Source organism: Prevotella sp. AM42-24 (assembly GCF_003461825.1).
GTDB lineage: Bacteria > Bacteroidota > Bacteroidia > Bacteroidales > Bacteroidaceae > Prevotella > Prevotella hominis.
Genome location: NZ_QTXV01000001.1, coordinates 1,700 through 16,150 on the forward strand (window position 1 = coordinate 1,700; position 14,451 = coordinate 16,150).

The window sequence follows — 14,451 nt, forward strand, 5'->3', positions numbered from 1 at the left end:
AAGTAAGCTTCGATGGCGATTGATATTATGATATTAAAAAAATCCCCGATTCCGAAGAACCGGGGATAAAATATTTTGCATTGTTATTGAATGCGATTCAAATTGAAGCGAAAGGCTAATGATTAAGCCTTACCCTCCATCTGAGCCTTCAACTTAGCAAGTGCGTCGATATCACCGAGTGAAGTACCTGCTGCTACGTTGTTGATAGCTGCAGCCTCATTCTTGCGACCTGCGTTGTTGTGCTTGCGTGGAGCTGCTGGCTTAACATCGTCCTTGCCCTCCTCGAATGTACGAGAGTGAGAGAGGATGATACGCTTTGTCTCCTTAACGAACTCGATAACCTTGAAGTCGAGCTCCTCGCCCTTCTTAGCCATTGAGCCATCCTCCTTAGTGAGGTGCTTTGGAGTTGCGAAGCCTTCGCCACCCTCTGCGAGAGCAACTACAGCGCCCTTATCCATCATCTCAGTGATGGTACCCTTGTGGATAGAACCTGGAGTATAGATAGCCTCGTACTCATCCCATGGGTTAGCCTCCAACTGCTTGTGACCAAGGCTCAAACGACGATTCTCCTTATCGATCTCGAGAACTACTACGTCGATGTCAGCGCCTACTGTTGTGAACTCAGATGGGTGCTTAACCTTCTTAGTCCAAGAGAGGTCGGAGATGTGGATCAAACCATCAACACCTTCCTCGAGCTCTACGAAGATACCGAAGTTAGTGAAGTTGCGAACCTTTGCAGTGTGCTTGCTACCTACAGGGTACTTAACCTCGATGGTCTCCCATGGGTCTTCCTTCAACTGCTTGATACCAAGGCTCATCTTACGCTCAGCGCGGTCGAGTGTCAAGATAACAGCCTCAACCTCGTCACCTACCTTCATGAAGTCCTGAGCAGAACGCAAGTGCTGGCTCCAAGACATCTCAGATACGTGGATAAGACCCTCTACACCAGGAGCAATCTCTACGAATGCACCGTAATCAGCCATAACGACTACCTTACCCTTAACGTGGTCACCAACCTTCAAGTTAGCATCCAAAGCATCCCATGGGTGTGGAGTCAACTGCTTCAAACCAAGAGCGATACGCTTCTTCTCCTCATCGAAGTCGAGGATAACAACGTTGATCTTCTGGTCGAGTGTTACAACCTCGTGTGGATCGCTTACGCGGCCCCAAGAGAGGTCTGTGATGTGAATCAAACCATCTACGCCGCCGAGGTCAACGAATACACCGTAAGAAGTGATGTTCTTAACAGTACCTTCGAGGATCTGACCCTTCTCGAGCTTACCGATGATTTCTTTACGCTGCTGCTCCAACTCCTGCTCGATGAGAGCCTTGTGAGATACAACAACGTTGCGGAACTCCTGGTTGATCTTTACAACCTTGAACTCCATAGTCTTGCCTACGAAGATATCGTAGTCGCGTATAGGGTGAACGTCGATCTGGCTTCCTGGCAAGAAAGCTTCGATACCGAAAACGTCAACAATCATACCGCCCTTAGTGCGGCACTTGATATAACCCTGGATAACTTCCTCGTTCTCAAGAGCCTCGTTAACACGCTCCCAAGACTTGCTCAAGCGAGCCTTCTTGTGAGAGAGAACCAACTGACCCTTAACGTCTTCCTGGTTTTCTACATAAACCTCAACCTTGTCACCTACCTTCAAGTCTGGGTTGTAACGGAATTCAGAAGCTGGGATAATACCGTCGCTCTTGTAACCGATGTTTACGATAACCTCTTTCTTATCAACAGAGATTACAGTACCCTCTACAACCTGATGCTCAGTTACTTTGTTAAGGGTTTCGTCATAGGCCTTCTCGAGGTCCGCTTTGCTGACGTTTGCGCTGCCGCCATTCTCAAACTCGTCCCAATTGAAGTCGTCCAATGGCTTTACGTTCTTTAAATCTGACATAAAATTAAATAAAAAATTAAAAATTAATAAAGTTAGACTTTATGTGAATTATATAAATCGGGCGCAAAATTACTCATTTTTGGCGGAATAACCCAATTTAGAGAGATATAAATGCTGATATTTATTGTATTTTAACGTTTTTGGGCTGTAAAATGGGGTTATTTCCTATTTTACCTTATTATATATATGAAATATACTTTATAAAAACTGCTTGGGTGCAGATGCTAATTGATGATAGATAGATAGTTGATGGGCGTAGAAGGAATATTGTTGCTGCTTAAGGCAATATTTCTTCCAGGTTAGCGTTTTATAATAGATGGAAAATAAAGAAAAAGAAGATAGCTACTCTCATATTCTCAAATACACTGGCATTCTTGGCGGTGTACAGGGACTTAGTGTGCTTGTTGGTATTGTACGCAACAAGTTCGCTGCTTTGTTCTTGGGGCCAAATGGTATGGGAATGGTCTCTCTGTTGAATTCCACTATCAATATGATGGTTTCTGCTACTTCTTTTGGTATTCCTACAAGCGCAGTACACGAAATATCAGAGAATTATGACCGTGCTCCTAAACAATTACTTGAATCTATTAAGCTGATTCGCTCGTGGGTACTTCTGACTGCTGTTTTGGGCGTGCTGGTGTGTGTATGTTTAGGACCACTTTTCAATAACTGGACTTTTACTTGGGGTAATCATACGCTTCATTACATGTTATTGGCACCAACGGTTGGATTGACTATTCTTGTTGGCGGGGAAATGGCCGTGCTGAAGGCTACCCGTCAATTGAAGGCTTTGGCCTATTCTTCTCTTTATGTTGTTGCAGCGTCTTTGATCATATCTGCTCCTGTATATTATCTGTGGGGACAGGCGGGAATCGTCTTCGTACTAAACTTTCAAGCGTTTGTTCAATTGGTGTGCGTAATGCGTTATTCTTTAAGGTATTATCCTTATTTAATATCGTTAAGACGTAGCTATTTGAAGTCTGGTGTTCATGTCATCAGATTAGGAATTGCGTTTGTTCTCTCCGGTGTCATCAATAGTGGCGCTGAGTTCTTAGTACGCACCTATCTTAATAATGTGGGAGATTTGGAAGAGGTGGGTCTGTTTAATGCCTGCTCTACGCTGGTTTTGGTGTATGGTGGTCTCGTTTTCTCTGCTATGGAGTCTGATTATTATCCGAGATTGTCTTGTATTAAGGGAAAGGGAAGTGAACTGAATGCCTGTGTTAACCGTCAGATAGAGGTGAATACGCTTCTGATATCTCCTTTTATCATCATGCTGATTTTTGGTTTGCCTATTTTGATTCCTCTGCTTTACGATAAGAGTTTTATGGGTATTCTTCTGATGGCGCAATTTGCTGCAGTCAGCATGTTGTTCCGTGCTGTGTATCTTCCTATAGAATATCTTCCGTTATCCAAAGGACAGTCTTTTGTGTTCTTGGGGCAGGAGACTTTTGCCGTAGTGCTTCTTTTTGTTTTTGAGATTATTGGTTTCAATTTATATGGTCTTACGGGTATGGGAATTGGTATTGTTCTTGCTTATTTTGTGGAGGCCATAGCTGTGTGTTTCTTTAGCAGGATTTATTATTCTATGGCAATTTCTAAAAGTGCTTACCTCTATATGGGTATTGAAACGTTGTTTTGTCTTTTTGCATTGACTGTTGTTGTTTCGGTAGATTTGAACTTCTATTATTGGCTGGCTGCTTTCGTCTTTTCTGCGATGAATGTTTGTTTCAGTTTGTACATCATCAAAACCAAGACGCATCTTATTGAAAAAATAATGGCACGGTTGAAACGCTAAAGGGGCGATATTGCTAACCGTATGTGGCAAATGTGTAACAATATACTCGTAAATTATTACTTTTCCGTTAAAACCGGTAAAAAAATCCATTCGATTTGTCGTTATATTGAGAATAATTGTTATCTTTGCGTTCGAAATGTAAAGATAATAGTTATGACATTAGTCATTGTAGGCATATTTTTGATTGGTTGTCTCCTCATTGCGACGGAGAATGTTACCAAAGTTAACCGTGCTGCCGTTGCGATTTTCGCAGGAACGGTAGGATGGGTACTCTATATTTGCTTTGGTATGGACTTCGTGACCAGTCAGCATGCGTATGAATTTTCTAACTATCTGCATGCCGATGAATGGAATATTATTCCTGACAATAGTGTCGCTGTCAAGAATTTCATTTCACGCTTTGTCTTTCTGCCATACGTGGGAAGAGCGGCTGAAATCGTACTCTTCCTTTTATCTACTATGACTATTGTTGAGATCTTGAATAATAATGGTTGCTTTGATTTTATCAGCCAACTTTTGCGTACCCGTAAAAGCAAGAAAATGCTGTGGACTTTAGCAATAGTTACCTTTATTATATCTGCCAATCTTGATAATCTCACGACTACTGTGATGATGCTTACGATTATGCATGGCATTATCCCGAGTCGTCGTCAGCGTATGTTTTATGGCAGTGCTATATTGCTGGCTGCCAATTGCGGTGGTGCTTTGACTGTGATTGGAAATCCTGAAGGTCTGGTGCTTTGGAATGGAGGTTTGGTTACGGCTACAGCTTTCTCTATGGCGTTGTTTTTGCCTTGTCTGGCAGCCTGGCTGATTCCTACTTATATGATTTCCAGACAGTTGCCGGAAAGGGTAGAAACGGAGTGGATTGTGATGCCCTACAGAGGCGATGATACTCGTCTGAATGTTTGGCAGCGCCTCGTGATGCTTTTTGTGGGTATAGGTGGATTATGGTTTATTCCTACATTCCATAATATTACGAAACTGAGTCCATTCTTGGGTGCACTCTGTGTTCTCGCTATTTTGTGGGTGGTAAATGAGATTTTCAACCGTAAGCTCATGAATATGGATGCCATGGTGGATCGTCGTACACCTCGTGTGTTGCAGTATGGAGTCATTCAGATGATTCTTTTTGTAATGGGAATCATGATGGCGGTTGCTGTGGTGAAGGAAACTGGTGCTTTCAATGCGCTGACTGAGTATCTGGGTGTGGATGAACAGAATCCGAGTGTGTGGACACATGGTGTGGTGGCAGGTGTTATCAGTACTGTTTTGGATAATTTCGCTACAGCCATCAATTTCTTCTCTTTGCCTGATCTTCCTTTGCAGAATGAATTGTTGGAAGGGATGACAGATTACAGTTGCAATGGCTTGTATTGGCAGGTGATTGCTTATTGTGTCATGGCAGGTGGAAATGTGTTGGGTATCGGTACGGTAAGTGGACTGGCTCTGATGAAAATGGAGCGGATGCGCATTACTTGGTTCTTCCGTAATGTTGGTTGGAAGGCTCTTTTGGGTGGCGTTATTGGACTTGCCATCCTCTGGCTCTCACACAATCTTGTTTCGGGAGCTACGTGTTTGTTGATTTAAAGAATTTATCCTTATTCTTATATTTTGATAAAAGAGTATTCTTATACTCTGGAAAATGAGAATAAAAATATGAAAAGCATTCACATTGCGTGAAAGGCACGTAATCAGAATAAAACTGAATATAAATTCAGATAAAACTAATTCAGAATAAACATATAATAATATAATAAGGTATATAGTTATGGCAAAGATTAAAACTATAGGTATTTTGACCTCTGGAGGTGATGCTCCAGGAATGAATGCAGCTATCCGTGCGGTAACTCGTGCTGCAATTTACAATGGTTTCAACGTAAAGGGTATCTATCGTGGTTATGATGGTCTTATCAATGATGAGATCAAGACTTTTACCACAGAAAATGTGAGTGGTATCATCGGTACAGGTGGTACTATACTGAAAACAGCTCGTTCTAAGGAATTTATGACAGAAGAAGGTCGTCAGAAGGCTTTCGAGACCATTCAGAAAGAAGAAATCGATGCCCTTGTGGTTATCGGTGGTAATGGTTCGCTGACTGGTGCGATGAATTTTGCCCGCGAATTTGATGTTTGCTGCATTGGTCTCCCTGGTACTATTGATAATGACCTTTATGGAACAGATAATACTATCGGGTATGATACTACCATGAATACAATCGTGGAATGTGTGGACCGTATCCGTGATACCGCCCAGAGCCATGAGCGTATTTTCTTCATTGAGGTAATGGGACGTGATGCTGGTTTCCTGGCACAGAACAGTGCTATCGCAAGTGGTGCAGAGGCTGCTATCATTCCTGAAGACAGTACGGATGTTGACCAGTTGGCTCAGTTTATGGAGCGTGGTATCCGTAAATCAAAGAAGAGTTGTATCGTTATCGTCTCTGAAAGTCCTAAGTGTGGTGCCCTCTACTATGCAGACCGTGTGCGCAAGGAGTTCCCAGAGTTTGATGTGCGTGTTTCTATCTTAGGTCACTTGCAGCGTGGCGGTCGTCCTTCTGCCCGTGACAGAATCCTTGCTTCCCGTACAGGTTGTGGTGCTATAGAAGCCATCATACAGGGACAGAGAAATGTCATGATTGGTGTGCGTAATAATGAGGTTGTTTATGTTCCATTGTCAGAAGCTATCCGCTCAGACAAACCATTTGACCGTAAATTGATCAAGGTGCTTGATGAATTGAGCATCTAAACTTGATGATATCAAAGCCGAATGTTGAGTGTGGGTTTCTGAAAAGAAATCAGAAAAAACACTCAACATTCATGGTTTTGGGAATCAGTGTAAAAGTAAAAATGATTTAAACGGCACTAAAAATGGTTTAAAGGAGAATTAAACTTCATTTTTATTTGGAGTTTTCTTAATTTGTTGTTACTTTTGCAGAGTCGTTAAATAAGATAACAAATACAATAACAAATAAATTTAACTTATAGCTTATGTCACAAATTAACGGACGCATTTCGCAGATTATCGGTCCTGTTATCGACGTTTATTTCGATATCAAGGGCGAGAATCCAGAGAAGGTGCTTCCAAAGATTCACGAAGCTCTAAAGGTGCAACGTCCTGACGGACGCGAATTGGTCATCGAGGTGCAGCAGCACATCGGTGAGGACACAGTACGCTGTGTCGCTATGGACAACACCGACGGCTTGCAGCGTGGCTTGGAGGTTGTCTCTACGGGCAGCCCAATCGTGATGCCTGCAGGCGAGCAAATCAAAGGTCGTATGATGAATGTCATCGGACAGCCTATTGATGGTATGAATGAATTGGACATGAAAGGCGCTTATCCTATCCATCGCGAAGCTCCTAAGTTTGACGAACTGTCAACCCACAAGGAGATGCTTGCTACCGGTATAAAGGTGATCGACTTGCTCGAGCCTTATATGAAGGGTGGTAAGATTGGACTTTTCGGAGGTGCTGGTGTAGGTAAGACTGTGCTTATCATGGAGTTGATCAACAACATCGCCAAGGGACACAACGGTTACTCCGTATTCGCTGGTGTAGGTGAACGTACTCGTGAGGGTAACGACTTGATTCGAGATATGCTTGAGTCAGGTGTTATCAAGTATGGCGAGAAGTTCCGTAAAGCCATGGAAGAGGGTAAGTGGGATCTTTCCCTCGTTGATCCAGAGGAACTTGCCAAGAGTCAGGCTACCCTGGTGTATGGTCAGATGAATGAGCCACCGGGGGCACGTGCTTCTGTAGCGCTTTCTGGTTTGACCGTAGCCGAGGAATTCCGTGATCATGGCGGTAAGAATGGTGAGGCTGCCGATATCATGTTCTTCATCGATAACATCTTCCGTTTCACCCAGGCTGGTTCTGAGGTTTCTGCGCTGTTGGGTCGTATGCCATCAGCCGTAGGTTATCAGCCAACATTGGCTTCCGAGATGGGTGCTATGCAGGAGCGAATCACTTCTACCAAGAATGGTTCCATCACCTCTGTACAGGCTGTTTATGTGCCTGCCGATGACTTGACCGACCCAGCTCCAGCTACTACATTTACCCACCTGGATGCTACCACAGAGCTTTCACGTAAGATTGCTTCTCTCGGTATCTATCCTGCTGTAGATCCATTAGGTTCTACCTCTCGTATCCTCGATCCACTGATCGTCGGCAAGGCACATTACGATTGCGCACAGCGAGTAAAACAGTTGTTGCAGCGTTACAATGAGTTGCAGGATATCATCGCCATCCTCGGTATGGATGAACTTTCTGATGAGGATAAGTTGACCGTGAACCGTGCACGCCGTGTACAGCGTTTCTTGAGTCAGCCATTCACCGTAGCAGAGCAGTTCACCGGTTTGAAGGGTGTGATGGTACCTATCGAAGAGACTATCAAGGGCTTCAATGCTATCCTCGACGGCGAGGTGGATGACCTGCCTGAGCAGGCTTTCCTCAACGTAGGTACTATCGAGGACGCAAAGGAGAAGGCTAAGCAGTTGCTTGCAGCAGCACAGGCGTAGTCTTTAGTGAAGAGTGAAGAACGAAGAATGAAGAATTCGATAGCAATATTGGGTTATTATAAAGTTCAAAGTTCAAAGTTCAAAATTCAAAGTTAAAGATTATGTTAAAACTTAAGATAGTTTCTCCCGAGAAAATAGTCTTCCAAGGTGAAGTGGAGAGCGTTCTGGTTCCTGGAACTCTCGGTTCATTCGAGATTCTCAACGATCACGCTCCTATTATCTCCTCGCTTGAAATAGGCAAGGTGGAATACACTACCAAGGAAGGCAAGCAAGTGATGAACATACAGGGTGGATTCGTGGAATGTAAGAAAAACGAAGTAAGCCTCTGTGTAGAAGTATAGATATGGAAAAGGAAGAAAAGATGCGCTTGCAATATATCAGGCAAGTTGATATCAAGTATAAACAGATTTCGCTCTGGTTGACAGCGGGTGTGGCCTTGGCCATACTTTTTGCCTGCAGATTGTCTGCTCAATGCGAAGATATAATTGCTCAGGTGGTTAATCCTCTGATTGTGAGTGCGTTGTTCTCGCTTGTTGCAAGTACTGCTTACAGTGAAGCATGGAAAGCGATAGCAAAGTCTTCACCTGCAAATCTTGTCAAGTTTTACTTGGCGGCTTTGGTTGTGAAGTTGATGGCTGGAATCTTGGTGTTTCTCATCTATGTACTTGTATGTGATAAGCAGAACATATTAGGCTTTACAGCTATCTTTGCTCTTTTCTATATAGTTCTTCTCGTATTCGATTGCGTTTATTTCACTCGGGTAGAGAAAAAAGGTCGTCTTTCTTAAGCGACTTTGAGACAAACAGATTAATAAATTAAAAATAAGAATTAAAGAATATGAAACATCTCAAGCAATTCCTCTTGATGGCGATGCTGCTTTTCACGCTGGCACCTCTGCAGGTATCGGCCAAGGAAAACATCGACGTGAAAGAGATATTGTGGGGTCATATCAAGGATTCTTATGAATGGCATATCACAAAGGTGGGAGACCATCCCGTAGTGATTCATCTGCCTATCATCGTGAAGAGCTCAACGGGCTGGCACGTCTTCTGCAGCAGCGAATTCTCGGAAGAGAAGGATGCCAATGGAGACCGTCCAGGACCTTTCAACCTGGTGATCAAGAACGCTGATGCGCAGGCGAATCCCAACAAGATAGTAGAGAAGGTGGGAGGCCAGGAGGTTCGTCCTCTCGACATCTCCATCACGAAGACCGTTTGCGTGCTCTTCATCGATGCTATCATCCTGTTGCTCTGTGTCCTGATACCAGCCCGCTGGTGCAGGAACCACAAGGTGGATGACCCTGCACCAAAGGGATTTGTGGGACTGATGCACATGTTCATCATGTCGGTATATACCGATGTAATTGAGGCCACACTGGGTAAGGAAGCCCCAAAGTACGCACCATGGTTGCTTACTTGCTTCTTCTTTATCTTCGTGGCGAATATCATGGGTATCGTACCATTCCCTCCAGGTGGTGGTAACCTGACGGGTAATATCGCCTGCACCGTATTCTTCGGTGTAACGACATTCCTGATTACCAACTTCACCGGTACCAAGGAATACTGGAAGGAAATCTTCTGGCCGGAGGTACCAACGTGGTTGAAGGTGCCAGTGCCACTGATGCCATTCATCGAGCTTTTCGGAATCTTTACGAAACCGCTGGCTCTGATTATCCGACTCTTCGCCAACATGATGGCGGGTCACGCCATCGCACTTTCGTTTGCGGCTATCATTTTCATCATGTTCAACATCAGTGAGAATGCTATCGCCAACTATGTGGCAGGTACGGGTATGACAATAGTAAGTGTTGCGATGAGCGCTTTTATGATGCTCCTCGAAGTATTGGTAAGCTACATTCAGGCATTGGTATTCACCATGCTGAGTGCAGTATTCATCTCGCTGGCTCATGTAAAGTCTCATGAGGCTGAGCCAGAGGTAGTGAAGTAATTTATAATTTATAATTACGGAATCTACATTCAATTAAACATTAAATAAAGAAAATATTAACAACTTAAATTATTAAGATTATGTTATCACTTTTATTAGCAGCAGAGATTGCAAAGTTGGGTGCCGCAGTAGGTGCAGGTTTGGCCGCTATTGGCGCAGGTATTGGTATCGGTCGCATTGGTGGCCAGGCTATGGACGCCATGGCTCGTCAGCCAGAGAAGATGGGCGATCTCCGTTCTTCTATGATTATCGCAGCTGCGTTGGTTGAGGGTGTTGCGTTCTTCGCAGTCATCATTGCCATCTTGGCTATCGTAATGTAATATTTTGCTGTCACAGTTTGCCGTTCTCAATATTTGTTTTTAAATAAGATTGAGGACGGAGAACGGTGGCTCAAAAAGAGTTAGTTAATTAAAAAACGTTTAAGTAAAACTTTAACCAGTATATATGGATTTATTGATTCCTGATAGCGGTTTGCTTTTCTGGATGACGTTGGTCTTTATCATCGTCTTCATTATCCTTTGGAAGGCTGGATTCCCAGCCATCATCAAGATGGTGAACGACCGAAAGGCCTACATCGATGAGAGTTTGCGTAAAGCTCACGAAGCCAATGAAAAGCTTGCCAATATCCAAAAAGAAGGTGAATCCATCTTGCAGGAAGCTCGCGAGAAGCAGGCTGCCATTCTGAAAGAGGCTGCTGAAACCCGTGATGCCATCGTAGAGAAAGCACAGGACAAGGCCCGCGAAGAGGGCGCTCGTCTTCTTTCTGATGCCAAGACTCAGATTGAGAACGAAAAGCAGAATGCTATTCGTGAAATCCGTGGACAGGTTGCAGAACTCTCTGTTCAAATAGCAGAGAAGGTGCTCAAAGCAAAACTCTCTGACGATAAAGCACAGATGGATTTGATAAATCGACTGCTGGACGAGGTTTCTTCTGATAACAAATAGTAAAGCTTATGGATATAGGTGTAATATCGGTGCGTTATGCCCGTGCTCTTATCAAGGCAGCTACCGGCATGAAGCTCGAAGATCAGGTGTACCAGGAGATGCAGACGCTCTACAAGAGCTACATCGACGTGCCTGAACTGAGATTTACGATAGACAACCCTATGCTTTCTAAGGATAAGAAACAGGCACTTCTCACGACTGCTTTAGGTGAAAAACCTTCAGACCTCAGTAAGAAGTTCGTTGCTCTTGTACTGAAAGAGGATAGGGAGAGCACCCTGCAATTCATGGCTGCTTCGTATATCACTCTTTACAGGAAACAGAAGAACATCATCCGTGGTAAGCTGATTACCGCCACAGCAGTAGCTCCTGAAACTGAGCAGAAAATGCGTCAGATGGTGGAGCAGCGAACGCAAGGTACTGTGGAGTTCAAAACAGAGGTGAACCCTGAAATCATCGGTGGCTTCATCCTTGAGTATGATACTTATAGAATGGATGCGAGCGTGAAAACAAAGCTCACAAACATTCTGACACAGCTTAAAAAGTAAGAGATAAGTGAAGTGTGAAAAACGAAGAGTGAACTACTCTGGTGCTTTTCCCTTCATATATTTCTAAATTCAAATTTTAAATTTTAAATAACAATGTCAGATAAAATTAAACCAAGTGAGGTGTCTGAAGTTCTTCAGCAACAACTACAGGAGGTAAATGGCGCTCAGCAGTTTGACGAAGTTGGTACTGTGCTCACCGTCGGTGATGGTGTGGCTCGTATCTATGGTCTTCGTAATGCAGAGGCTAATGAGCTTCTTGAGTTCGAGAACGGCACGATGGCCATCGTCATGAACCTCGAGGAAGACAACGTGGGTTGTGTCCTCCTGGGTCCTACTGCTGGCATCAAGGAGGGACAGAGCGTGAAGCGTACTCACCGTATCGCTTCTATCCGCGTGAACGACAACTTCTTAGGTCGTGTCGTTAACCCTCTGGGTCAGGCTATCGATGGCCAGGGTGATATCGATCTCACCGGCGCTTTCGAGATGCCTCTGGATCGTAAGGCTCCTGGTGTGATCTATCGTCAGCCAGTGAAGGAGCCTCTGCAGACAGGTTTGAAGGCTGTCGATTCCATGATTCCTATCGGTCGTGGACAGCGTGAGTTGATCATCGGCGACCGTCAGACCGGTAAGACTGCCATCGCAGTGGATACCATCATCAACCAGAAGAGTTTCTATGAGGCAGGCAAGCCTGTATATTGTATCTATGTAGCCATCGGTCAGAAAGCTTCTACTGTAGCTGCATTGGTACAGAACCTCAAGGAGCATGGCGCTTTGCCATATACTATTATTGTAAGTGCTACCGCTGCCGATCCTGCAGCCATGCAATACTACGCACCATTTGCTGGTGCTGCTATTGGTGAGTACTTCCGCGACCGCGGTTACTCAGCCCTCGTAGTATATGATGACTTGAGTAAGCAGGCTGTGGCTTATCGTGAGGTATCCTTGATTCTCCGCCGTCCATCAGGACGTGAGGCTTACCCTGGTGATGTATTCTATCTCCACTCTCGTCTGTTGGAGCGTGCTGCTCGTATCAACGACCAGCAGGAGGTAGCTGAGCAGATGAACGACCTGCCAGAGTGCCTGAAGGGCAAGGTAAAGGGTGGTGGTTCTTTGACTGCCCTTCCTATCATTGAGACTCAGGCTGGTGACGTTTCAGCATACATCCCAACCAACGTAATTTCTATTACCGATGGTCAGATCTTCCTGGAGACCGACCTCTTCAACCAGGGCTTCCGTCCAGCTATCAACGTAGGTATCTCTGTATCCCGTGTAGGTGGTTCTGCTCAGATTAAGAGTATGAAGAAGGTGGCTGGTACCTTGAAGATTGATATGGCTCAGTATCGTGAGTTGGAGGCTTTCTCTAAGTTCTCCAGCGATATGGATGCTGTGACAGCGATGACCTTGGATCGTGGTCGTAAGAACGACCAACTGTTGGTACAGCCTCAGTATCGCCCTATGCCAGTAGGCGAGCAGGTGGCTATTCTCTATTGTGGTGTTCATGGTTTGATGCACGACGTGCCTATGGATAAGGTTCGTGAGTGTCAGGATCAGTTCCTTGACGCTATGCGCAGCCAGCACGCTGATGTCATAGAAACTTTGGCAGATGGTAAACTCACCGACGACTGCATCAAGGTTGTCGAGGAGACTATGGCAAATGTAGCTGGACAATATAAAGTGTAATAGCCTATGCCGTCATTAAAAGAGATAAAAACTCGTATTGCCAGCGTCAATAGCACCCGTAAAATTACGAGTGCTATGAAGATGGTGGCATCCAGTAAGTTGCATCATGCTCAGGTTGCTATACAGAACATGTTACCTTATGAGGATATGCTAGAACATATTCTCAAGAATTTCTTAGTCAGTACTCCTTCTGTTCAATGTGAATTGGAAGTAGAGCATAAGTTGGTTAAGCGCGTTGCTCTTGTGGTTTACAGTTCGAATAGTTCGCTTTGCGGTGGATTCAATTCCAATATCATTAAGATGATGATGCATGCTGTGGATGAGTATAAAGCTCAAGGCATTGACGACATTACGGTTTATCCTATCGGTAGAAAGGTTGCTGAGAAGGCGCAGAAATTGGGACTTCATATTGCAGGTGATTTTACAGAGCTTGCTGAAAAGCCAAATTCCAGTGAATGCGCTGCTATTGCAAAGGAACTGGCCAAAAAATATGTGGCAGGTGAACTGGACCGAGTAGAAATGATTTATCATCATTTCAAAAGTGCTGGTTCTCAGATTCTTACCCGCAAGACATTTTTGCCAATCGACCTCTCTACGGAGGCTATTGGTGAAGATAACGACCGTGATCTGACTTCCAATATTGCTACAGCCAAAGCTCAAGAATATCTCCGCAAGAAACAGGAAGATCAAGAGCGCCAGACTACAGAAGCAAAACCGCTGAATGATGATTTCATCGTAGAGCCGGATTTGAATACTGTACTGAGCGTGCTGATTCCTAAGCATTTGCATCTGATGATATTCACAGCTTTGCTGGATAGCTTAGCCAGCGAACATGCTGCTCGAATGGTGGCTATGCAAACTGCTACGGATAATGCCGATGAACTCTTGCGCGAACTCAACTTGCAGTACAACAAGAGTCGTCAACAGGCCATTACAAATGAATTGCTTGATATTGTTGGCGGTAGTGTCAACAATTAAATGTTTGTCTTGAGTATTTAAGAAAATAAGTAGTAATCTTGATGATTTCAAGGAAACATTCATTCTAAATAAAAAAGGAGACAAGCGGTGAGCTTATCTCCTTTTTTCATGTTTCATTTTAAAGCACCTTTTTGTT

The 14,451-nt window shown here is 44.2% G+C and carries 13 protein-coding genes; 12 read left to right on the forward strand and 1 reads right to left on the reverse strand.

The features are described 5' to 3' along the window. Positions 1 to 122: 122 nt before the first annotated feature. A complete protein-coding gene (rpsA, locus tag DW917_RS00015; RefSeq protein ID WP_118115308.1) occupies positions 123 to 1,904 on the reverse strand; it encodes a 30S ribosomal protein S1 in 1,782 nt (593 codons plus the stop codon). A 316-nt stretch (positions 1,905 to 2,220) separates the two neighbouring features. Here rpsA and DW917_RS00020 point away from each other — a divergent pair, with 316 nt between their 5' ends. From DW917_RS00020 to DW917_RS00075, 12 genes are all read left to right on the forward strand, one after another. After that, entirely contained in the window at positions 2,221 to 3,702 is a 1,482-nt protein-coding gene (locus tag DW917_RS00020) for an oligosaccharide flippase family protein (RefSeq protein WP_118115310.1), read from the forward strand. A gap of 153 nt (positions 3,703 to 3,855) precedes the next feature. Then, on the forward strand, positions 3,856 to 5,292 hold the full coding sequence (locus DW917_RS00025; RefSeq protein ID WP_118115313.1) for an SLC13 family permease: 1,437 nt from the start codon (positions 3,856 to 3,858) through the stop codon (positions 5,290 to 5,292). Positions 5,293 to 5,473: 181 nt separating this feature from the next. Next, complete coding sequence (gene pfkA / locus DW917_RS00030) at positions 5,474 to 6,451, forward strand: 6-phosphofructokinase (RefSeq protein WP_118115315.1); 978 nt, start codon at positions 5,474 to 5,476, stop codon at positions 6,449 to 6,451. A 242-nt stretch (positions 6,452 to 6,693) separates the two neighbouring features. Further along, positions 6,694 to 8,220 (forward strand): F0F1 ATP synthase subunit beta, encoded by a 1,527-nt coding sequence (atpD, locus tag DW917_RS00035; protein WP_118115317.1) that lies wholly within the window; start codon positions 6,694 to 6,696, stop codon positions 8,218 to 8,220. Positions 8,221 to 8,321: 101 nt separating this feature from the next. Beyond that, complete coding sequence (gene atpC, locus DW917_RS00040) at positions 8,322 to 8,561, forward strand: ATP synthase F1 subunit epsilon (protein ID WP_022111534.1); 240 nt, start codon at positions 8,322 to 8,324, stop codon at positions 8,559 to 8,561. A 2-nt stretch (positions 8,562 to 8,563) separates the two neighbouring features. Further along, positions 8,564 to 9,007 (forward strand): hypothetical protein, encoded by a 444-nt coding sequence (locus DW917_RS00045; protein ID WP_118115319.1) that lies wholly within the window; start codon positions 8,564 to 8,566, stop codon positions 9,005 to 9,007. Positions 9,008 to 9,057: 50 nt separating this feature from the next. Beyond that, on the forward strand, positions 9,058 to 10,167 hold the full coding sequence (locus tag DW917_RS00050; RefSeq protein WP_022111532.1) for a F0F1 ATP synthase subunit A: 1,110 nt from the start codon (positions 9,058 to 9,060) through the stop codon (positions 10,165 to 10,167). An 80-nt stretch (positions 10,168 to 10,247) separates the two neighbouring features. After that, positions 10,248 to 10,487 (forward strand): ATP synthase F0 subunit C, encoded by a 240-nt coding sequence (gene atpE, locus DW917_RS00055; RefSeq protein WP_006846851.1) that lies wholly within the window; start codon positions 10,248 to 10,250, stop codon positions 10,485 to 10,487. A 124-nt stretch (positions 10,488 to 10,611) separates the two neighbouring features. Beyond that, positions 10,612 to 11,112 carry a F0F1 ATP synthase subunit B gene (gene atpF, locus DW917_RS00060; protein ID WP_022111531.1) on the forward strand — a complete coding sequence of 167 codons (501 nt, stop codon included), beginning with the start codon at positions 10,612 to 10,614 and terminating at the stop codon, positions 11,110 to 11,112. 8 nt (positions 11,113 to 11,120) lie between these two features. Beyond that, positions 11,121 to 11,657, forward strand: a complete 537-nt coding sequence (locus tag DW917_RS00065) for a F0F1 ATP synthase subunit delta (RefSeq protein WP_118115321.1) — start codon at positions 11,121 to 11,123, stop codon at positions 11,655 to 11,657. A 93-nt stretch (positions 11,658 to 11,750) separates the two neighbouring features. Beyond that, positions 11,751 to 13,337: a F0F1 ATP synthase subunit alpha gene (atpA, locus tag DW917_RS00070; RefSeq protein ID WP_022111529.1), complete on the forward strand. Its 1,587-nt coding sequence runs from the start codon at positions 11,751 to 11,753 to the stop codon at positions 13,335 to 13,337. Between the two features lie 6 nt (positions 13,338 to 13,343). Further along, entirely contained in the window at positions 13,344 to 14,315 is a 972-nt protein-coding gene (locus DW917_RS00075) for a F0F1 ATP synthase subunit gamma (RefSeq protein WP_118115323.1), read from the forward strand. Positions 14,316 to 14,451: the final 136 nt, after the last annotated feature.

Excerpts from the sequence above, each read along its gene's own strand:
- atpA (WP_022111529.1), top strand. The coding sequence starts at position 11,751 with ATGTCAGATAAAATTAAACCAAGTGAGGTGTCTGAAGTTCTTCAGCAA.
- DW917_RS00020 (WP_118115310.1), top strand. The coding sequence starts at position 2,221 with ATGGAAAATAAAGAAAAAGAAGATAGCTACTCTCATATTCTCAAATAC.
- atpC (WP_022111534.1), top strand. The coding sequence starts at position 8,322 with ATGTTAAAACTTAAGATAGTTTCTCCCGAGAAAATAGTCTTCCAAGGT.
- DW917_RS00065 (WP_118115321.1), top strand. The coding sequence starts at position 11,121 with ATGGATATAGGTGTAATATCGGTGCGTTATGCCCGTGCTCTTATCAAG.
- DW917_RS00045 (WP_118115319.1), top strand. The coding sequence starts at position 8,564 with ATGGAAAAGGAAGAAAAGATGCGCTTGCAATATATCAGGCAAGTTGAT.
- DW917_RS00025 (WP_118115313.1), top strand. The coding sequence starts at position 3,856 with ATGACATTAGTCATTGTAGGCATATTTTTGATTGGTTGTCTCCTCATT.
- DW917_RS00075 (WP_118115323.1), top strand. The coding sequence starts at position 13,344 with ATGCCGTCATTAAAAGAGATAAAAACTCGTATTGCCAGCGTCAATAGC.
- atpD (WP_118115317.1), top strand. The coding sequence starts at position 6,694 with ATGTCACAAATTAACGGACGCATTTCGCAGATTATCGGTCCTGTTATC.
- rpsA (WP_118115308.1), bottom strand. The coding sequence starts at position 1,904 with ATGTCAGATTTAAAGAACGTAAAGCCATTGGACGACTTCAATTGGGAC.
- DW917_RS00050 (WP_022111532.1), top strand. The coding sequence starts at position 9,058 with ATGAAACATCTCAAGCAATTCCTCTTGATGGCGATGCTGCTTTTCACG.
- atpE (WP_006846851.1), top strand. The coding sequence starts at position 10,248 with ATGTTATCACTTTTATTAGCAGCAGAGATTGCAAAGTTGGGTGCCGCA.
- atpF (WP_022111531.1), top strand. The coding sequence starts at position 10,612 with ATGGATTTATTGATTCCTGATAGCGGTTTGCTTTTCTGGATGACGTTG.
- pfkA (WP_118115315.1), top strand. The coding sequence starts at position 5,474 with ATGGCAAAGATTAAAACTATAGGTATTTTGACCTCTGGAGGTGATGCT.